Genomic DNA, 20412 nt, shown 5'->3' on the forward strand with positions numbered 1-20412 from the left:
CATCAGTTTAAGTAAGCCGGTTCCGGCCCTGTTACTTGGTCGGGAAGCGCTGCTGGAGCCACCCGGTCACGAAGGTGAGAACCTCCGGGTCGATGGTCACGTCGATCTTCTTGTACTCGCTCGGCGCGCCCTTGTCGGCGGGCTGCATGAGGTGATTGAGATTCGGGAAGACGTGGACGGTGGCGTCCGGGTCGGCGGCGAGGTTCTCGCGCATGGGCTTTTCGTTCTGAGCGGGCGGGACCTGGAGGTCCTTGCCGCCGAAGAAGGCCAGGACCGGGATGCGCAGCGCCTTCAGCGCGGGGGCCGGATCGTAGGAGTACAGCGCCATATCGTTGATACTGATCGCCGCGGCGATCTTGTCGTCGGGCTGTCGCTTGTCCGGCGGGAGCTCGGCGTTCTGCTGTTTCACCAAGGCTCGCGCACCTTCGAGGTCACCGGCGAGCAGCAGCTTGGCCAGCTCCGCATTGGCGCGGACCTGCTCGTCGATTTGCTCGGCGGGCATACCTTCGGCGGCGCCGATGAGCCTGGCCTGCTCGGCGACGACCTCCGCGCCGAGCACGGCGGGACCCGCCATGGAGATGACGAAGGCGACGTTGGCATCCGGACGCGAAGCGACCAGCGGACCGATATATCCGCCCTGGCTGTGCCCCATCAACCCCACACGCGCCGGATCGATCTCGGAGCGGGACCGTAGGAAGCGCAAGCCCGCGACCGCATCATCGGCGAGGTCCCTATAGGTGGCGTCCGCCAGTTTGCTACCGGTGCCGCCGACACCGCGCTGATCGGTCCGCAGCACCGCGTAACCCGACCTGGTCAGCGCATCGGCGAGCACCAGCAGCGGCCGATGGCCTGCGATCTCCTCATCGCGATTGTTCGCACCGCTGCCGACGAGCAGCAGCACGGCCGGGAACGGTCCCGCCCCTTGCGGTTCGGTGAGCGTGCCCGCGATGGTCAACTCGCCGTTGCGGTAGGTCACATCGGTCGATTTGTACGGGTACGGCGGTTTGGGATCCTGCGGCCGAGTCTGCCGTGCGAGTGCGCCGCGCTCCATGTTCAGCGTGAAGTCCACACCGGCCTGGGTGAATTTGCCGGTGATCCGCTGCGCGTCGAGCTTGCCGTGGAAGACCGGATCGCCCGGCACATTCGCGATCGCGAACTCCACCCGATCCGGCTCGGTCCGAACATCTTTCAACGCCACACCCTGCATGCCCTGCGCGGGGATGTCGATCGTCGCCTTGTCTTCGGCGGTGAAGGTGATCCCCACGGGCAGCGGGTTCCCCGGCACCTCGATGGATCCGTGCCACTCGCCCTGCACCGAAGGCTTGCTCGGCTCGGATTTCGAACAGGAGGCCGCGAACAGAGTGCCGACGACGAGAAGCGTCAGCGCGAGAAATCGACCGGAGCGCATACCTTCAACGTACGGCCCATAGTCCGACGACTACGGGCTCGACAGGGCGAATCATCCCGACAGTCGACCGAATTCCGTCTCAGGGATGAGGGGTCGTCGATACCGCGGCGGACCCGACCCCTAGCCGAAGAACGCCTCCGCCTCGCGATAGCTCTCCTCCGGAACGCGCTTGAGCTGCTTGGTCGCCTCCGACAGCGGAACCAGATCGATCTCGGTGCCGTGCAGGGCCACCATCTGCCCGAAGCGCCCGGCGTGCACCGCCTCGGCCGCATGCAGTCCGAAGCGGGTGGCCAGCACCCGGTCGTAAGGTGTTGGACTACCGCCGCGCTGCACATGCCCCAGGACGGTGGTGCGCACCTCTTTGCCGATGCGCCGCTCGATCTCCGCGCCCAACTGCTGCGCGACACCGGTGAAGCGCTCATGCCCGAACTCGTCGATTCCGCCCTCGCGCAGCGCGAATCCGGAATCCGGCGCGGGATGGGACCCCTCGGCCACCACGCAGATGAAATGCTTGTCGCCGCGCTGGAAGCGGCGCTTGATCATCTGGCACACCTCGTCCACATCGAACGGGACCTCGGGCACCAGCGTGAGATGCGCCCCCGCCGCGATACCGGAGTGGATCGCGATCCAGCCCGCGTGCCGACCCATCACCTCCACCAGCATGACTCGCTGATGGGATTCGGCGGTGGTGTGCAGCCGGTCGATGGCCTCGGTGGCGATGGTGAGCGCGGTGTCGTGCCCGAAGGTGACATCGGTGCAATCGATATCGTTGTCGATGGTTTTCGGGACGCCCACCACGGGGACGCCCTCATCGGAGAGCCAACTGGCGGCGGTCAGCGTGCCTTCGCCGCCGATCGGGATCAGCGCCTCGATACCGTTGTCGTCCAGGGTCTGCTTGATCTTGCCGAGACCCGCGCGCAGCATATCCGGATTGGTCCGCGCGGTGCCGAGCATGGTGCCGCCCTTGTTGAGCAGCCGATCGGTGCGGTCGTCATTGAGGATATTGATCTTTCTGTCCTCGAGCAGCCCGCGCCAACCGTCCTGGAAGCCGATCACGGCATCGCCGTATCGTCCGTTCGCGGTCCGAACGACGGCGCGGATCACCGCGTTCAGGCCAGGACAGTCGCCGCCTCCGGTCAAGACTCCGATGCGCATGGCCGCTATCTTGCCTCCCACCGCGTCGGCAGGCAGCCGCGCCCCCGTGTACCGGGGGTAACGGGAACCGTAGTTCGGCTGGCTCGACATATCGGACCTTCCTGGCGGGCGCATCTGGTCCGGTCCATCCTCCCCGGCGGGGCGGGCGAACGCACCCGATGCGCGTCCCCACCGTGGCGGTTCGCTCAATTCCCCAGCGCCACAACGGCTTGGCGTCAGTAGAGATAGACCACCGCGTTCTCGCCGCCGCGACAGACGACGACGCGATCACCCTGGCAGGTCATCTCGTAGTCCTGATCGCGCACCGGACTGTGCGCCACCACCGTCACCTGGCCCGGACCGGATGCGGCAGCGGCGTACGCCTTGCGGACCTCCTCGGCGAATCGACAGGAGGTGACCGGGGTGCCGATGGCGGAGGCCGTGAAACGACCGGTCGCCGGGTAGACCTGGGTGCATGGCTGAGCATCGGTGGGCAGCGGAGGGGCAGAGGTAACCGGCGGCGGAGCGGGCGCAGGTGGCGGGCGCAGGAACCAAACGCCCGCAGCCGCACCGACTACGACGGCCGAGACGAGGAATACGCCGAGCAGCACCTTCCAAATGCGGCCGCGTCGTGAATCAGGCTGCGGCGCGGCATTATCCGAACGAGAAAGCATGCCACCGTCGCCATGCGGAACCGCCTCGGGCCGATCCGCCCGCACCGGCTCGATTCGCACCGCGGGCCAACTACGGGGATCGGGCTGTGGCCCAACAACCTTCGGCACACGCTCGGTGCCGCCCTCCGGAAAGCGGACAGTAGGCGGCGCCGGAGCCACAATCGGCATGCGGTTGGTCGGCGGCGCGGAACTCCGACCGACAAGGGCATCGGCGGCCGCCGCGGTGAGCTGACAGGCGCTCGCATACCGATCGCCGGGCGATTTCGCGAGCCCCCTGGCAATGACCGCATCCATGGCCGCCGGAATATCCGGCCGAACAAGACTCGGCCGCGGCGGCGCCTGACTGAGATGCGCATGGATCAGCGCACTCATACTGCCGGCCCGGAAAGCCTGTGCCCCGGTGAGACATTCATACAGAACGCAAGCCAGCGAGTAGATATCGGTGGCACCGCCGACCGGCCCGCCCTCGAAGCGCTCCGGCGCGATATAGCTGTAGGAACCGATCGCCGCACCGGTGGCGGTGACACTCGGATCACCGGTCGAACGGGCGATACCGAAATCGACGAGATACGCGAAATCCGTTGGGGTGACCAGAATATTGGCGGGCTTCACATCGCGGTGCACCAACCTGTCCGCATGCGCGGCATCCAATGCGGAGGCAATCTGATCGAGAATCCGCACCGCGCGTTCCAGCCCGAGCGGGGCCTGTTCGCGCAGCACCGATTTCAGATCCGCGCCGCGCACCAACCGCATGTCGATATAGAGGGTGCCATCGATGCTCCCCCAGTCGTGAATGGGAATGACATGCGGTTCGGCCAGTCGAGCGGCCGCCTGCGATTCCCGCCGAAAGCGTTCCTGGAATACGGGATCGGCCGCCAACTCCGGTGTCAGCAGTTTGAGCGCGACAATCCGATCCTTGGCGGTGTCGTGCGCCTCGTAGACCTCCCCCATACCGCCCCGACCCAGCAGCGCGCGCAGTTCGTAGGGACCGAATCGGGTCCCGCTCCGCGATTGCACCCGGACACCCTCAACCCTGGCATTTGCCGCCGGATAGTTCGCCGAGATGCTGGGTGATGAGCGTGGTCATTCGATCGAGCAGCGTCATCCCGTCATTGAAGACGCCCGAATCCGGTTGGGCGGCAAAGGCCACCGCGAACTGTCCCCCCGCCGCGGGCACCAGCCCGAACTGGCGGACCAGGTACGCGCCCTGCGGATCGGGACCCCATCCGCCCTTGTACTGGGCATTATTGAATGCGCCGAGCCCCCATCGCTGCTGCGGCGTGATCTGCTGCATCAAATTCACCACCGTGCCAGATTGCGCCAAACACGGCAGCCGCGAAGCGAATTCGACCTGATCGGTCAGTGCCCAGTCGGCCTGACCGAAGGCGGAGGCATCGGCGCGGGCGCGCGCGGCGGGCACGGCGGTCTTGGCGTCGCCGCCCTCGCGCAGCACCGCCTCCACCGCCTGGGCCGCCTCCTGCGAGGTGCCCAGCGACTGCCACAGCACATCGGCGGCGGCATTGTCGGACTGGGTGATCGCATTGGCGGCGGCATAGGTGGACAGGGCCGGATTGCGACGCAGCGCGGCGATGGTGAGCGGGACCTTCATGGTGGACCAGGCCGGTCCCGAGGTCCACGCTCCGAAACTGACCGCGCGGTCGCCGCCCACGGGCATGATGGCCATGCCGATGCGGCCCTTCACCGTTGATTGGAGGTCGGCGAAACCGGCGGCCAGTGTGCCCGGCACGGTCATCGCCAAGCCCGCCTGCTCGGTGCGGGCCGCCGCCTCGGTGATGGTCTCCTGGTTTCGGTCGTGGGCGCGCTGGGTACAGCCCGTAAGGGCCAGTAGCACGGCCAATCCCGCACCGCACAGCAGGTTCCGGACGCGTCGCTGTCTCGGGTATCTCTGGCGCATACTCCTCGCGTACTCCCCGGCTCCTGGAATCGATACGGCGTTCTGACACCGTACTTGGCGCTCCGGGGGTCTGCACAGTGCCGAGCGCGCGGCCCCGACCCGATATCCGGGCGTTTCAGGCGCGGCGGCCGAAATGCGCCGCGAGGGTGGACAGCACCGCCGCGCATGCGGCATCATCGCGCACGTCCACGAGCTCCCGCAGTCGTCGCCACAGGTCCGCGGCCTTGTCGGGGCCGAGTTCCGGTGCGGCGCGCGGCCACCGAGCGCGGCTGAGCTCAGTACACGTAGACGAGGGCGTTCTCGCCACCGGTGCAGGTGATCAGTCCGCCGTCGGACGCGCAGGTCATGGTGTAGCTGCGCCCGGTGACCGGACTGGTGGCGACCACCGAACGCGGACCCGAACCGATGACGCCCGAGGCGGATTCGGCGTACGCGCGGCGCACCTCCTCGGCGAACGGACAGCTCGTCACGCCGTTGCCGACCGCAGCATGCGACAGTGCCGCACCACCCGATCCGGCGCCGCACGGCGTCGCACTCGAAGGCAGGGTGACCGAGCTGGGCTTGGTGGTGGGCGGCGCGGAACGCCCCGGCGTCGGAGCGGGACGACCCGGCGTGGCGGGCGCGGAGGCAGCAGGCCCTTCGGCGGCAGGGGACGCCTTGCGATGGCTCAACGCCTGCCAGCCCACCGCGACACCCACGGCGATCACGACAATCGCCGCCACCGCGATCAGGAACGGCGCGACGATGGAGCGGCGGCGACCCGAACCCTCCTCGACCGGATCGTCCTCGTAGTAGTCCTCGGCGTACTCGTAGTTCTGCTCCGAATACGCGCGCGAGGCCGGTGCGCCGTGCGCGGGGCCGGGCGGCGGCGGGAACGGCGCACGCCGCGGCGGATATTCGGGAGCCTGCCGATCCGGCTGCTCCGGATAGCGCCGCGTCGGCTCGGACCGACGCGCGTCGGCGTACTGCTCCGAATGCGGCTGCGCCACACCGTACTGCTGATGCTCCGGATACAGATGCGCGTCCGGGAACGGCCGCACCGGCGGCAACTGCGTGGTGGGCTGCGCGGGCGCGGGCACCGCACCCGACAGGTGCTGCGTCGGCGGACCGAACGGCGCGAGCGGCGTGAACTGGGTTTCGGTGGGCCGCACCACCGTCGGCGCGGCCGGGGTGATGATGGAGGGCAACGACAGCTCACCGGTGCTCTCCGGCGGCACCAGCCCCAGATGCACCGCCGTCGGATCGGCGGCCTGCCGCTCCGGCGGGCGCACCACCAGCGTCGGCCCGCTGCGCGGCGGCGGGGCCGCGGTGAGCGCGGCCCGCGCGGCCGCCGCCAACGCGCCCGCGGTGGCATACCGGTCCGCCGGATCCTTGGCCATCCCGCGCGCGATCACCTCGTCCAGCGCGGCGGGCACCCCGGCCCGCTGCCTGCTCGCGGGCGGCGGCGGATCGGAAAGATGCGACCGGATCAGCACATTCATACTGGCCGCCGGGAACGGCGATGCCCCCGTGAGGCATTCGTGCAGCACACAGGCCAGCGAGTAGATATCGGCGCGGCCGGTCACCTGGCCCGCGTCGAAACGCTCCGGCGCCATGTAGATGTAGGACCCGACGGCCACACCGACCAGCGTCACCGCAGCGTCGCCCTCGGTGTGCGCGATACCGAAATCGGCCAGGTAGGCGAAGTCCTTGTCCGACACCAGGATATTGGCGGGTTTGACGTCGCGGTGCACCAGACCGCCGCCGTGCGCGGCATCCAGGGCCGCCGCGATCTGCTCGACGACGTGCACCGCGCGGGCCGGACTCAGCGGGCCGCCCGCGCGCAGCAGCGCGCGCAGATCCACACCGGGCACCAACCGCATATCGATGAACAGCACCCCGTCGATCACGCCCCAGTCGTGGATCGGGATGACATGCGGTTCGGCCAATCGGGCCGCCGCCTGCGATTCGCGGCGGAACCGCACCTGATACACCGGGTCCTTGGCCAACTCCTCGGAGAGGAGTTTGACCGCGACGACGCGGTCCTTCACGGTGTCGTAGGCCTCGTAGACCTCGCCCATTCCGCCCTTGCCCAGCAGGGACCGCAATTCGTACGGCCCGAAGCGGGTTCCGGACCTCGGACCAGGTGCCACCGGCGTCATTCCTCCATATCCAGGGACGTTTCCGTCAAAAACCGGATGCTCCGGGTGCCACCACCGCATGGTCGAACGCGAAGATTATGGCAGCGGCCCTATCCCGGAGCTCCAACTTACCGAAGATATGCCCGACATGACTTTTCACCGTCACCTCCGAGATGCCGAGCGCGCGGGCGATCTCGGCATTGACCCGGCCGCGCCCGATCAATTCGAGCACCTCGTATTCGCGGGCGGTCAATTCGGCCAGGCGCGCGTCGGTGCGGGCGACGGCGGGCGCGCTGCGATAGGTCGACAGGACCCGACCGGTCACCGCCGGATCGAGCCACGCACCGCCCGCGGCGACCGTGCGCACCGCGCGAATCAGATCCTCGGCCGGGGAGTCCTTCAGCAGGAAACCCGCCGCGCCCGCGCGCAGCGCACCCGAGAGCAGGTGATCGTCGTCGAAGGTGGTGAGCACCAGGACCGGTGGCGCATCGGCATGTTCGCGCAGCCTGCGGGTGGCGTCGATGCCGCCGACACGTTTCATGCGCAGATCCATCAGCACCACATCCGGATCGCTCGCGGCCACCGCCGCGGGCACCTGCTCGCCATCGGCGCATTCGGTGACCACGAAACCGTCGCGCCTGCGCAGGATGCGCCGCAGACCGCCGCGCACCAATTCCTGATCGTCGACGACGAGGACGGCGACGATGTCCTCGGGCGTCATCGCACACCCAAACGGGCAGGCACCAAGGGAAAGCGCACGCGCACCGACCAGCCGGTGCCGCGCGGACCCGCGACGATCCGGCCGCCGAGCAGCTCCGCGCGCCGACGCATCCCGGACAACCCCATTCCGCGCCCGGTCCGGGTCGGTCTCGCAGGCAGGGTGTTGTCGACGGTCAATTCGGCCAGCGCGGCATCCACACCCAACCGCACCCGCACCGTCGAATCGGGTGCGTGCTTGACCACATTGGCCAGCGACTCCTGCCCGATCCGATACAGTGCGAGCCCCACGGCGGGCGAGACGACCGCGACCTCACCGGTGGCCGCGTAATCCACCCGCAGGCCCGCGCGCACGAAATCGCCCACCAGATCGGTGAAATCTGCCAGACCCGGTTCGGGGGCGGACCCGGCCGGGCGGGCGTCGAGCAGGCCGATGGTGCGACGAATATCGGCCATGGCCTGACGCCCCAGACGTTCGGCGTCGGTGAGCGCGGCCACCGCCTCGTCCACGTCGCGATCGGTCTGCAAGCTGTGCCGGGCCGCGGTCAGGTGCAGCAGTGTCACACTGAGCGAATGCGCGATGACATCGTGCACCTCGCGCGCGATCCGCCCGCGCTCCGCATCCGCCGCCCGCACCGCGCGAATCTCCTGATACTCCCGCTCCTGATACAGATAGCGCCGCTGATGCTGCAGCATGACCCCCACCAACCAGCCCAAAACCACTCCCCCGCAATACATCGGCAGCCCCTCGTACGGCCCCGCCAGCACGAAACCGATCAACTCGGCGACCGCCACCAGCCCGAAGGCGATACTCACCCGCCTGCTCGTAATGGCCGACACCTGCCCCACCGCCACCACCAGCACGAACGGCGCGAAATCCGCGGGCACCGGCTGCAACAGGAATGCCGCCGCCGCCGCCAATCCGGCCGCCCCCAGCGAAATCGGATGCGGCAGCAGCCCGGACAGACAGAACAGTGGCAGCGAGAAGAACAGCAACACCATCGCCAGCACCGGCAGCGGGGTCGGCCAATACCCGGCCCGCTGCGCCGAGGCCACGATCCCCACCACCCCGGCCGCCGCATCCGAGAGCAGGATCAACGCGGGCGGATAGTCATAGGGCAGTTCCTCCAGTGCCGCATAGAAAGTCGCGACCGGATGCCGCACGAAGGCACGGATGCGTTCCCTGATGCGGGGCGTGGCGTGGGTCACGTCCATAGGGAAAGGCTAGTAGCAGATCAGAGCGGAACAGTCGCGAACCAGTCCTTCCAGGCGACACTGGTTTTGGTGAAGCTCAGGGGACGGCGACCGTCGTCGATGGTGACATGCGCCAGGAAGAGACAGTTCGCGCGGGACGGATCGGATTCGAAGCCCACCGCCACATAGGCTTCCGGGAGGCTCTTGTCCGCCTTCCAGCGGTGCGTGGTCATCGTCTTGCCGCCATTGGACTCCGACGCGGTGATGTTCGCGGGCAGCGACGCCAAGGCGGCCTTGGCGGCCGCCGGGGTCTTGAAGGCGACGACGGCCATATTCGGTTCGGTCAGCGGCGACCCGAAACAATCCCAGGCGGCCACCCAGTTGGAGAAGTCGGGCACCTTGGAGTCGGTGATCGGCCGGGAGTCCTTGGCGAGGTTGGTGTGCAGGAAGCACTCCTTCTCCCGGTAGCCCTCACCTATGCCGAAGCCCGACTCGGTATCGACGTCGCGCGGCAACAACTGCGGGAATGCCCTGACCAGCGACTTCCCATCCGACGGACCACCGGTTTCGCTGCCTGCCTTGGGCGAGTCGCTGCGAGAGAGGACAACCACACCGGCCACGACCGCTACGCCCAACACCGCGACTACCGCACAGATCGCCACGATCACACCGGTTTTCGACCGCTTCGGCGGTTTGGCATAACTCTGTGGCGGATACGCGGGCGGGATAGGACTCGGCGGAAATCCCCGCACCGGAATCGCTTGCGACGGCGAATACGGCTGCATCGCAGGCGGATAACCGGTCGTGACGGGAAACGCATTGCCCTGCATCGCATATCCGGTCTGCGGAACGCTCTGGGCCGGAATCCCGGCAGTCATCGTGGGAGCAGCGCTGTATCCAACAGTCAACGCCTGCTTCGCAGCAGCGGCGAACTCTCCGCACGACCCGAACCGATCACCGGGCCGCTTCGCCATCGCCTTGGCGATCACCGCATCCAACGCGGGCGAAACCCCACCCCGACGCGGCGACACCGCGGGCGGCGCCACCTGCAGATGCCCCCGAATGATGTCGGCGGGATTGGCCGCATCGAAAGGCGCGGTCCCCGTGAGCAACCAGAACAGCGAACAAGCCAACGAATACTGGTCCGACGCCCCACCCAGCGCGGCACCCGTCATCTGCTCCGGCGAAGCGTAAGCGAGCGTGGCGGTGAACATCCCGGTCTGGGTCAGATGCGTGGAATCCTCCCGCAACCGCGCGATCCCGAAGTCGGTCAGGAAAACCCGCTCCCGCCGCCCCGAATCCGCGCGGGCCAACATGATATTGGCGGGCTTCACATCCCGGTGCAGCACACCCAACCCGTGCGCGTAATCCAACGCCGCCGCAACACCTTCCACGATCTGCACGGCCCGCTCCGGCGGCAGCTCATGCGGACGCACCGACGCGGCATCGACCCCGTCGACGTACTGCATCGAGATCCACAACTGCTCGTCCTGCGCACCCCGGTCGTACACCGCGACGATATTGGGATGGTCGAGCTGGGCGACCAGATCCGCCTCCCGCTCGAAACGCGCGCGCACCTCGGCGTCGGCGAACAACTCCCGATTGAGCAGTTTGAGGGCGGTCTGTCTGGGTAGGCGCGGATGCCGGGCCAGATAGACCGAACCCATCCCGCCCTGACCGAGCATGCGCTCGATCATGAACCCCGCGAACGTATCTCCGATGGAGAGCACCGTGTCCCCCTTCAGGTGACCTACAACTCTGGCAGCCTACCGGGTCGGCCCGGACCGGTGTCTGCGATGATGTCGTCTCGACCGGTCATCGACCGTTGGGCCAAGGATGAGTGTTGCGGGGAGGACGCGGGGTGCGAGCAGTTCACAGAATTCCCGCCGTGCTCGCGGCGGCCGCCGCGGCCCTGCTCACCCTGACCTCATGCGACGCATTGCGCGGCGCACCGCAGCCCGCGGGTCCGCCCACCGTCGACACGGCCGCGCACTGGCGGCCCGGTGTCGGGGTGTCACTGCCCGATTCGCTGGCCAATGACTTCATCCAGTTGCAACCGACCCTGCCCGGACAGGTGGGACTGGCCATCATGCCCGTCGGCGGCGGCCGGGTGACGGTCTTCGGCGACTGGAGTTCCGGGATCGCCTGGTCCACCATCAAGGTGCCGCTGGCGATGGCCGCGCTGCGCCACGACTCCGGCGAGCGGGTGCGCGAACTGGCCCTGGCGGCCATCACCGTCTCGGACAATGATGCGGCACAGGCACTCTGGGAATCCCTCGGCGACGGTCTGCAAGCCGGGGCCGCGGTGCAGCAGGTGCTCGACGAGGCGGGCGACGGTATGGCGGCGGTGGCAGGCCCGCGCACCCGATTGGACTACACCGCCTTCGGCCAGACCGAGTGGACGCTGACCAACCAGGTGCGTTTCGCCTCCCGACTGCCCTGTCTGGCGCAGTCGGATCAGGTCACCGATCTGATGGCGCATATCGCACAGGACCAGAGTTGGGGTCTCGGCGTCATCGACGGCACCGAGTTCAAAGGCGGCTGGGGTCCCGACGACGACACCGGCATCTACACGGTGCGCCAATTCGGCCTGGTCCCGACACCCACCGGGCGCATCGCGGTCGCCCTTGCCGCACAGGCGGATTCGGGCGATTTCACCGATGCCGCGGACATCCTGAGCAAACTGGGCGAACTGGTCGGCAGACATATCGCCGAACTGCAAGGCGGCGGCTGTGACCACTGAGGCGGAACGGCCGTTACCACTGAGCCGGAACGGCCGTGACCATCGAGCCGGAGCGGCTGTCACCGCTAACCCGGCGTAACCAATCCCGATTCGTAGGCCAACACCACCGCCTGGGCCCGATCACGCAGGTTCAGCTTCGAGAACACCTTGGACACATGGGTTTTCACGGTCTGCTCGGCCACGAACAGTGATGCCGCGATCTCGGTATTGGACATCCCCTTGGCGATCAATTCCAGCACCTCGCGTTCGCGCGGGGTGAGCGCGCCGAGCGCGGGCGCGGGTTTGGCGCGGGAGGCGGCCCGCCTGCGGGTGACATCGGCGATGAGCCTGCGGGTGACGGTCGGGGCCAGCAGCGCCTGACCATCGGCCACCACCCGCACCGCGCGCACCAACTCCTCGGCCGGGGCGTCCTTGAGCAGGAACCCGCTCGCACCCAGACTCAACGCCTCGTAGACGTAGTCGTCGATATCGAAGGTCGTCAGCATGAGCACCCGCACCGGCGGATCGAATCCCGCCGACAGGATGGCCCGCGCCGCGTCGAGACCGTTCATCTCGGGCATGCGCACATCCATCAGCACCACATCGGGGCGCAGCCGCTTGGCCTCCGCCACCGCCACCTTGCCGTCCGGCGCGTCGCCCACCACGCTGATATCGGTCTGGGCGGCGAGCAGGGCGCCGAAGCCCTGGCGCACCATCGCCTGGTCATCGGCTATCAACACCGTAATTGCCACGCACCGAGTGTATTTGATCAGTCGCCCGCGGCTGTGGCCGCGAGCACCGCCTCCGCGCTCAAATGCAGTGGCAGCCGAGCCCGCACCTCGAAGCCGCCGTCGGGGCGCGGGGTCGCGGTGACCTCGCCGCCGACCGCGACCGCGCGCGCCCGCATACCCGCCAAACCGTGCCCACCATTGCCGATGAGTTTGGCCGGTGTCGCGCCGGGGCCGTTGATGACGGTCAGCAGCAGGTCGGGGGCGACGACGATATGCACATGAACCGCCGCGCCCGGTGCGTGCCGCGAGGCGTTGGACAGCGATTCCTGCACGATCCGGTACACCGCCAGCCCCGCCGTATCCGGGACCGCGTCGAGTGGGCCGTCCACCGCCCAGGTGATCTCGACGCCCGCGCGCTTGGCCCCGTCGAACAGTCCCAGGACATCGGTGGCCTTCGGTTGCGGCGTGTGCTCGGGCATCTGCCCGTCGCTGCGCAGCACGCCGAGCATGCCGCGGATCTCGTTGAGCGCCTCGCGCGCGGTCGCGCCGATGGATTCGAATTCGGCGCGGGCGGCCGGTGTCACCCCCTCGACCCGGTACGGCGCGGTCTGCGCCTGCACCACCACCAGCGACATGTGGTGGGCAACCACATCGTGCAGGTCGCGGGCGATACGCGCCTTCTCCTCCAGGATGGTGCGCCGCGCCCGCTCGACCTCGTTCTCCTCCTCCTGGCGCTGCAACTGCCTGCGCGAATGGATCAGCCAGCGGATCATCAGGCCGAACAGCACGACCGCCGCCAGCGCGATGGGCCAGGTCCAGGCCGCGGTGCCACTCATGGCCGCACCCATCAGCAGCGAGGTGGCGACCCAGATCAGACCGACGATGCGCGGCGCGGCGCGCACACCCACCGCGAACAGCAGCACGAACAGGGCGATGATGTGCACCACCTGGAAGGGCAGCTCATTGCCCGGTGTATTCGGGACGGCCAACTTGATGACCAGGGCGGCGCCCGCCGAGATCGCCCAGCCCAGCGCCGGGTTGACCCGCACCAGCAGCACCGGCAGCGCGGCCAGCGCACCGAAGAACGGCTGCACCGCTGCGGGCACATCGTGGGTGACGTGCAAGGTGGCCCAGGCCACGATGAACAGCACCGTCGAGGCGAAGACGGTGAAGATATCGAAATTGCGCTGCGTACCCAACCGCCGGAACAGGCCGGGCCTGGCCTTTCGGCGCTCCTCGGCGCGCAGCCGCTCCGTCTCCTTCGCGATCCGCGCCGCCTCCCGTTCGGCCTTCTTCCGCGCACGCCTCTTTGTCATGGTTATGACATTAGAAACCCGACGGTCGGCCAGTCCTCATACCCACGGGTGAATTCGCGACCGGTACCGCGGTATCGGATCGGGTAGGTCCCTCCCTCGTCGGCACGCCATCGAAACCGCACCGCAGCGGGAAGTGGAATCGGGTGCGCGATTCTTAACGTTTTGGCCCATGAGCACATCGACGGCACGGCATGCGGCACCGCGCCGCCCTCGGCGACGGGCGGCCGCACTCACCGCGGCCATGTTGACCACCATGGCGGCCACCTTCACCTTCCTCCCCCAGGCGCAGGCCGCCACCACGAGTACGCCGGAGAACGTCGGGGCGGGCGCGGCCATCGCCGCCCTCACCGCCGACGACGCCGCCATCGCCGCCCCCATTCCCGCGGATTTCGCCGCCGACTTCGGCTATACGCCCGACGTCGAAGCCGGGCTGCTGGTCAATCCCAAGGGTGACTGCTCCTCGCCGATCCCGCTGCCCGCCGAATTCGATACCGCGTGCAAAGCCCACGATCTCGGTTACGACCTGCTGCGCTACGCCGGATCGCGCGGTGAGCCGCTCGGCCCGTGGGCCAGACAGGCGGTGGATGCCGCACTGGCTCGACGCATGCACGACTCCTGCTCGGGACGCGCCGATCGCACCGACCGGGCGGGATGCGAGGCGATGGCGACCGTCGCCAATATCGCGGTCGACCTGAATTCGGCGCGTCAGGACTACGGCGTTCCGGTGGTCGAGAAGTTCTTCGGCACCGAGATCTCCGGCACCGATCCCACGACCATGGTGCCGCTGTTCGCGATCGTGGGCGGGGGAATCGTGGGATTGCTCGTGATGCTGCGCCTGATCATCACGACGCTGCGGCGGTATCGCGAGTCGGTCGCATGAGGAAGAACACACTTCCACGCGTCGGCACCACAGTCGCGATCGGGATCGGCACGCTGGTCTCGCTCGCCCCCGGACTCCTACCCCGCACCCCTGGCGCGCAAGCGGTGCTCACCGGTCTGTTGGCCATCATCGCCCTCGCGATCGCCGGGCTGGTGCGATTCGTGTTGCGCCGGGTGGATATCGATGTCGACACCCGCTTGCACCGCTGGCGGATACCCGCCCTCCTGGTGACCGCGCCGCTTGTCCTGGCCGCGATCGCCCTGGCCCAGCACTGGCAGAACACACTGCGCTCGGCCATGGGCGTGGCTCGGATCGGCCCCGAGCACTGGGTGCGGTGGGGAGTGGGTTCGGCGCTGATCATCGTCGCGGTCCTGGCACTGGCCCGCGGCATCGGTTGGGCGCTGCGGAGATTGGGGTGGTTGCGGGGTACGGCGGTGAGTGTGGTCGCGGGGTCCATGCTCTCTCTCGTCGGTATCCCGTCGGTGGCCGAGTGGCGGCGCGAGACCTACGCCGCCGCCAATGCCCAGATCGATCCCGCAGTGACCCAACCGATTTCGGAGAATCGTTCCGGTAGCGCCGACTCCATGGTCAGCTGGCCCTCACTGGGCGCGGAGGGACGCAAATTCGTCACCACCGAACGCGTTGTCGCACCCCGTGATCCGGGTCAGGTCCGCGTCTATGTCGGACTGGACTCGGCCCGTGACCTGAATTCCCGAGTCGAATTGGCCATCGGCGAATTGGAGCGGACCGGTGGCCTGACCCGATCCCACCTCGTGGTGGTGGTCCCGACCGGTTCGGGCTGGATCGATGCCAATGCCGTGGAGGGACTTCAGCGCCGCTTCGGCGATGACGCGGCACTGGTCGGTCTCCAGTACTCCTACGCGCCCAGTTGGGTGACCTTCCTGTTCGGCCGCCAGGACGCCATCCGTTCGGCGCGGGCGCTGTTCACCGCGGTGGAACGCAAGATCGCCACAATGGCGCACAAACCCGAACTCTATGTCTACGGACAGAGCTTGGGCGCGCTCGGCGGCAGCGCCATCTTCGCCGACGAAGCGGACCAGGCCAACCGCACCTGCGCGGTGCTGTGGGCGGGTGCGCCCGCGAATGCCGCGCATCGGGGGCCGCGGGCCACCGTGCTGGCCAATGCCTCGGACCCGGTGGTTCGCTGGTCGCCCGGATTACTTTGGCACGCACCGGATCTCACCGGTGTCCGCGCCGACGCTCCGATTCCGGGATGGCTGCCGATAGTCGGCTTCCTGCAGACCACGGCCGATCTGCTCGGCGCACTCGACGCGCCCTCGGGACATGGCCACCGCTACGGCGACGATCAGGGCACCGCGCTCGGCGCGTGCCGACTGGCCCCTCAGTGAAACTTGTTCTAGTTTGCTGAGATGGCCTTTGTGATCGACGCGAGCTTCGACATCGACGTGCCCGCCACCGTGCTCTGGCGGGCACTCACCGATTTCCCCCGGTACGGCGAGTGGAACACCTTCTGCCGCGAATGCCGCACCACGCTCGAGCCCGGCACACCCATCGATATGGTCGCCCAAATCGGCCCGCGCGCCCGCAGACAGCGCGAATGGATGCGCACCCACACACCCGACCGGGAATTCAGCTACTCGATGAAACCGGTCCCGCTCGGCGCGCTGCGCAGCCTGCGCCAACAAACCGTCACCGAACTCGGCCCGAACCGATCACGCTACGAATCACACTTCGAGATCAAAGGCTGGCTCCAACCCATCGTGACCGGACTGCTCGGCGGCGCGCTGCGCGCCGGATTCGCGGCCATGACCACGGGACTCGAAGAGCAAGCCAAGCGAATCCACACCGCCTGAACGGATTTCGCGGCCCCGCGCCCCCAACGCGGGGCCGACGAAATCAAGCGATCGGACCCCGCGCCGCCTCGTAGGCCGCCGCCACCCGGTAGAGCCGGTCATCGGCCAGCGCGGGCGCCATGATCTGGAACCCGACCGGCATACCGTCGTCCTTGCTGAGCCCCGACGGCACCGAGATACCCGGATGACCGGCCAGATTGCTCGGCAGCGTGCACAGATCCGACAGGTACATGGCCAGCGGGTCGTCCACCTTCTCGCCCAGCTTCCACGCCGTGAACGGACTGGTCGGCGCGACCAGCACATCCACCTGCTCGTAGGCACGGTCGTAATCGCGCTGGATCAGGGTGCGCACCTTCAGCGCCTGACCGTAGAACTCGTCGTAGTAGCCCGCCGACAAGGCGTAGGTGCCGAGCATGATGCGGCGCTTGACCTCCGGACCGAACCCGGCCTCGCGCGTCTGCGCCATGACCTGCTCGGCGCTGTGGCGACCGTCGTCACCGACCCGCAGGCCGTAGCGCATCGCATCGAACCGGGCCAGGTTCGAGGACACCTCACTGGGCATGATCAGGTAGTAGGCGGCCAACGCGTACTCGAAGTGCGGACACGACACCTCGACCACCTCCGCGCCCAACTTGGTGAGCACCGCGACCGCCTCGTCGAAGGAGGCGATCACACCCGGCTGGTAGCTGTCGGAGTGAAGTTCCTTCACCACACCGACTTTCACACCGCTCAGATCGCCGCGCGCACCCTCGCGCGCCGCCGCGACCACCGGCGGCACCGGCACATTCCGCGACGTCGAATCACGCGGATCGTGACCCGCGATCACCTCGTGCAGCAGCGCCGTATCCAACACGGTGCGCCCACACGGGCCACCCTGATCCAACGAGGAGGCACAAGCCACCAGGCCGTAGCGGGAAACCGTGCCATAGGTGGGCTTGGCGCCGACCGTGCCCGTCACCGAGGCGGGCTGACGGATCGAACCACCGGTATCGGTGCCGATCGCCAACGGAGCCTGATAGGAGGCCAGCGCCGCAGCCGAACCACCACCGGAACCACCCGGAATTCGACTGGTATCCCACGGGTTTCGGGTCGGACCGTACGCCGAGTTCTCGGTGGACGAGCCCATCGCGAACTCGTCCATATTCGTCTTGCCCAGAATCGGGATACCCGCGCGCCGCAACCGCTCGGTGAGCGTGGCGTCATACGGGGAGATCCACCCCTCCAGAATCTTCGACGCACAGGTCGTCGGCATATCCGTGGTGGTGAAAACATCCTTGAGCGCCAACGGAACTCCCGCCAGCGCCGACGCGGGCCGCTCCCCGGCGGACAGCGCGGCATCCACCTCGCCCGCCGCCGCGAGCGCCCGCTCCCCCGCCACATGCAGGAAGGCGTGGTACTCACCGTCGACAGCGGCGATCCGATCCAGATGCGCCCGCGTGACCTCCACCGCCGACACCTCGCGGCCGTGGATTTTCTCCGCCAGCTCCGCGGCGGAAAGTTTCGTCAGCTCCGGCCCACGACCGCCGCCCCCCACGGAATCACGATGCGATGCGGTACTCATTCGCCCTCTCCCAAGATCTGCGGAACCATGAACCGCTGTTCCTCGACCGCGGGCGCGCCCGAAAGCGCCTGCTCCGGCGTCAGGCCCGGCGTCACCACATCGGGGCGGGTCACATTCGTCGTCGGATTCGGCGACGCGGTGGCCGGCACATCGGCGGCCGCGACCTCGGAAATGGTCCGCACGTGATTCAAAATCGAATCCAGCTGACCGGCGAACTGATCGAGTTCGGACTCGGACAGCGCGAGCCTGGACAACCGGGCGAGGTGTGCGACCTCGTCGCGGGAGATGGCGGGCACCGCGGGACCCCTTTCGGCAGTTGAGCTTGGAGAATCGGCCATCGACCACCCTAGCCCCACCGTCCGCGCCCGGATTCGCCAGTACCACTGCGGCTTGCCGCCCGACACCACTGCGGCCTGCCGCCCGACACCACCGCGGCCTGCCGCGCGACACGGATTCACCGCCGGGTCGACACGCCGCCTACTGGGTTGATAGCACAGTGGCATTGCTCACTGGGCGGGCTTGGGGTCGATAACGGGGGCTCGGGGGTGTAAGTATTGCGTGACCGGGGTATCCGTTCACAGTCTCGGCCGCTCAAGGAAAGGGAAACGCACGTGTCATTCCTGCTCCGCGTGCAACTTCCGGATCGACCGGGAAGCCTCGGCGCACTCGCCGTCGCCCTGGGTTCGGTGGGCGCGGACATCCTATCGTTGGACGTGGTCGAGCGCGGCGCCGGATTCGCCGTCGACGACCTTGTTGTCGAGGTTCCGCCCAACGCGCTGCCCGATACGCTCATCACCGCCGCCGAATCCATCAGTGACGTCCGCGTCGACTCCATCCGCCCCTACTCCGGGGTCCTGGACACCCACCGCGAACTCGAACTCATCGACCAGGTGGCCAGCGCCCGCGACGACCGACTCCAGGTCCTCGTCGACGGTGCGCCCAGGGTGCTGCGCGTCGGCTGGAGCACCATCATCGACATGGGACCGCAGGGCGCGTACCGGGTGGTCGGCAGCCCGAGCGCGCCTGAGACACAGGCGGGTTCAGCCCCCTGGATGCCGCTGGAGAAACCCGCCGTCCTCGACCCCGAAGCCGAATGGGTGCCGCAGATCTGGCGCGATATGGACACCAAACTGGCTGTCGCGCCACTCGGCAACACCGGGAAGGTTCTCATGCTCGGGCGACCGGGCGGACCGGACTTCCGGCCGTCCGAGGTGGCGCGGCTGGGGTATCTCGCGGGGATCGTGGCGACTGTTCTGGGTTGATCGGTGGGATGCGGGCGGTTTACGTCTCGACCGCCCGCAGCGACAAAGACCACCGAAACACCGGAAGAACCTAACCTTCGACGAGCGCCAACCGGAGCACCGGCAACCGCATCCCCGAGTCGGTGAACCAATCCCGTTCCGGCACGCGAACAAACCCCAATCGGTCATAGATCCGCCGAGCGTCGGTCATCGTGGTCATAGTCGTAATAGCCACCCCCGCAAATGATTCCGACCGAGCCCGCTCGATCACACTGCGCACCAGAGCAGTCCCCGCACCAAGCCCTCGAGCAGACTCCGAAACGACAAGCATGCGAAACTCCAGCTCACCGGGCAATGCGACTTCCGCATACGGGGTACCGGGACGGGCAACGGTCAGCGACCCGACGACCCGACCTTCATACTCGGCTACCAAAATGTCTGCGAGGGTCGCCCGGCGCGAAGTATCAGCCAACTCGGCGACATACGAACTGTCGGGATGAACATGCCCTTCACCCACATAAACTCGAGCGGTCAACTCACCGATCGCCGCATAATCCTCCGGCCGCGCCGCCCGGACTACCAAACCATCCTTCGAACCCACGATGATCCATCCTGCCGGCCGAACCGATGTCCGGATCAGGCGGATCCGACGATCTGGAACGAGTTCGGATTACCGGCCGGGTAGGCCACCCTCAGCAGGTCACCGATGGCGGGCCATGGTTCATCGCCCCAGACGAAGCGACCGTAGACGACGGCGCCGGGCACATTCGGCCCGGTCAGGTTGCCGGTGAGGGTGACGAACTGTTCGCCGACCCCCTCCGGACGCGGACTCACCCCCGTGACGTAGAGCGTCCCGGTCTGCGCCGCGCGCTGCGGGAGTTTGCCGCGGCTGCGCAGGAAGGCGACGACCATGGCCGTCACCGCACCGGCGACGATCAGCAACATCACGAACTGAACCATGACC

General features: G+C 67.9%; 20 protein-coding genes. 5 read left to right on the plus strand and 15 right to left on the minus strand.

The window, feature by feature from the left end; genetic code table 11:
• Positions 1–31: 31 nt before the first annotated feature.
• The 9 genes from D5S18_RS16520 to D5S18_RS16555 form a co-directional block, all read right to left on the minus strand.
• Complete coding sequence (locus tag D5S18_RS16520) at positions 32–1408, minus strand: alpha/beta hydrolase family protein (RefSeq protein ID WP_120041874.1); 1377 nt, start codon at positions 1406–1408, stop codon at positions 32–34.
• Positions 1409–1528: 120 nt separating this feature from the next.
• A complete protein-coding gene (locus tag D5S18_RS16525; protein ID WP_120041875.1) occupies positions 1529–2563 on the minus strand; it encodes an ATP-dependent 6-phosphofructokinase in 1035 nt (344 codons plus the stop codon).
• 215 nt (positions 2564–2778) lie between these two features.
• Positions 2779–4233 carry a serine/threonine-protein kinase gene (locus tag D5S18_RS16530; protein WP_239003806.1) on the minus strand — a complete coding sequence of 485 codons (1455 nt, stop codon included), beginning with the start codon at positions 4231–4233 and terminating at the stop codon, positions 2779–2781.
• 10 nt (positions 4234–4243) lie between these two features.
• Positions 4244–5068: a serine hydrolase gene (locus tag D5S18_RS16535; RefSeq protein WP_120042197.1), complete on the minus strand. Its 825-nt coding sequence runs from the start codon at positions 5066–5068 to the stop codon at positions 4244–4246.
• A gap of 178 nt (positions 5069–5246) precedes the next feature.
• Entirely contained in the window at positions 5247–5438 is a 192-nt protein-coding gene (locus D5S18_RS34450) for a hypothetical protein (RefSeq protein ID WP_147403972.1), read from the minus strand.
• On the minus strand, positions 5407–7272 hold the full coding sequence (locus D5S18_RS16540) for a serine/threonine-protein kinase (RefSeq protein WP_120041876.1): 1866 nt from the start codon (positions 7270–7272) through the stop codon (positions 5407–5409). Before D5S18_RS16540 ends, D5S18_RS34450 begins: the two co-directional genes overlap by 32 nt.
• Positions 7273–7297: 25 nt before the next feature.
• Complete coding sequence (locus D5S18_RS16545) at positions 7298–7972, minus strand: response regulator (RefSeq protein WP_120041877.1); 675 nt, start codon at positions 7970–7972, stop codon at positions 7298–7300.
• Positions 7969–9183: a sensor histidine kinase gene (locus D5S18_RS16550; protein ID WP_120041878.1), complete on the minus strand. Its 1215-nt coding sequence runs from the start codon at positions 9181–9183 to the stop codon at positions 7969–7971. Before D5S18_RS16550 ends, D5S18_RS16545 begins: the two co-directional genes overlap by 4 nt.
• A gap of 20 nt (positions 9184–9203) precedes the next feature.
• Positions 9204–10892 carry a serine/threonine-protein kinase gene (locus tag D5S18_RS16555; protein ID WP_120041879.1) on the minus strand — a complete coding sequence of 563 codons (1689 nt, stop codon included), beginning with the start codon at positions 10890–10892 and terminating at the stop codon, positions 9204–9206.
• A 131-nt stretch (positions 10893–11023) separates the two neighbouring features.
• Between D5S18_RS16555 and D5S18_RS16560 the strand changes: the two genes are divergently transcribed.
• Positions 11024–11905 carry a serine hydrolase gene (locus D5S18_RS16560; RefSeq protein WP_239003808.1) on the plus strand — a complete coding sequence of 294 codons (882 nt, stop codon included), beginning with the start codon at positions 11024–11026 and terminating at the stop codon, positions 11903–11905.
• Positions 11906–11970: 65 nt separating this feature from the next.
• Here D5S18_RS16560 and D5S18_RS16565 read toward each other — a convergent pair whose 3' ends face one another.
• Positions 11971–12636 carry a response regulator gene (locus D5S18_RS16565; protein ID WP_120041880.1) on the minus strand — a complete coding sequence of 222 codons (666 nt, stop codon included), beginning with the start codon at positions 12634–12636 and terminating at the stop codon, positions 11971–11973.
• 17 nt (positions 12637–12653) lie between these two features.
• The gene (locus tag D5S18_RS16570) at positions 12654–13931 is read right to left on the minus strand and encodes a sensor histidine kinase (protein WP_120041881.1); all 1278 of its coding nucleotides are present in this window, start codon (positions 13929–13931) and stop codon (positions 12654–12656) included.
• A 169-nt stretch (positions 13932–14100) separates the two neighbouring features.
• On the opposite strand from D5S18_RS16570, the gene D5S18_RS16575 reads away from it, so the two are divergent.
• The 3 genes from D5S18_RS16575 to D5S18_RS16585 are packed head-to-tail and all read left to right on the plus strand — an operon-like array spanning position 14101 to position 16646.
• The gene (locus D5S18_RS16575) at positions 14101–14811 is read left to right on the plus strand and encodes a hypothetical protein (RefSeq protein ID WP_439651132.1); all 711 of its coding nucleotides are present in this window, start codon (positions 14101–14103) and stop codon (positions 14809–14811) included.
• Positions 14808–16181, plus strand: coding sequence for an alpha/beta-hydrolase family protein (locus D5S18_RS16580; protein ID WP_120041883.1), 1374 nt, complete (start codon positions 14808–14810; stop codon positions 16179–16181). Before D5S18_RS16575 ends, D5S18_RS16580 begins: the two co-directional genes overlap by 4 nt.
• A 21-nt stretch (positions 16182–16202) precedes the next feature.
• Entirely contained in the window at positions 16203–16646 is a 444-nt protein-coding gene (locus tag D5S18_RS16585) for an SRPBCC domain-containing protein (protein ID WP_120041884.1), read from the plus strand.
• 43 nt (positions 16647–16689) lie between these two features.
• On the opposite strand, the gene gatA is transcribed toward D5S18_RS16585, so the two are convergent.
• Positions 16690–18207, minus strand: a complete 1518-nt coding sequence (gatA, locus tag D5S18_RS16590) for an Asp-tRNA(Asn)/Glu-tRNA(Gln) amidotransferase subunit GatA (RefSeq protein WP_120041885.1) — start codon at positions 18205–18207, stop codon at positions 16690–16692.
• A complete protein-coding gene (gatC, locus tag D5S18_RS16595; RefSeq protein WP_120041886.1) occupies positions 18204–18503 on the minus strand; it encodes an Asp-tRNA(Asn)/Glu-tRNA(Gln) amidotransferase subunit GatC in 300 nt (99 codons plus the stop codon). Before gatC ends, gatA begins: the two co-directional genes overlap by 4 nt.
• 315 nt (positions 18504–18818) lie before the next feature.
• Here gatC and D5S18_RS16600 point away from each other — a divergent pair, with 315 nt between their 5' ends.
• A complete protein-coding gene (locus D5S18_RS16600; RefSeq protein WP_120041887.1) occupies positions 18819–19469 on the plus strand; it encodes an ACT domain-containing protein in 651 nt (216 codons plus the stop codon).
• 70 nt (positions 19470–19539) lie between these two features.
• Here the strand turns inward: D5S18_RS16600 and D5S18_RS16605 are convergent, their stop codons facing one another.
• Together D5S18_RS16605 and D5S18_RS16610 are read right to left on the minus strand one after the other, a co-directional pair.
• A complete protein-coding gene (locus tag D5S18_RS16605) occupies positions 19540–20049 on the minus strand; it encodes a GNAT family N-acetyltransferase (protein WP_120041888.1) in 510 nt (169 codons plus the stop codon).
• 35 nt (positions 20050–20084) lie between these two features.
• Positions 20085–20408 carry a hypothetical protein gene (locus D5S18_RS16610; protein ID WP_120041889.1) on the minus strand — a complete coding sequence of 108 codons (324 nt, stop codon included), beginning with the start codon at positions 20406–20408 and terminating at the stop codon, positions 20085–20087.
• Between the last annotated feature and the right edge of the window lie 4 nt (positions 20409–20412).

Source organism: Nocardia panacis (genome assembly GCF_003598715.1).
Classification (GTDB): Bacteria; Actinomycetota; Actinomycetes; order Mycobacteriales; family Mycobacteriaceae; genus Nocardia; species Nocardia panacis.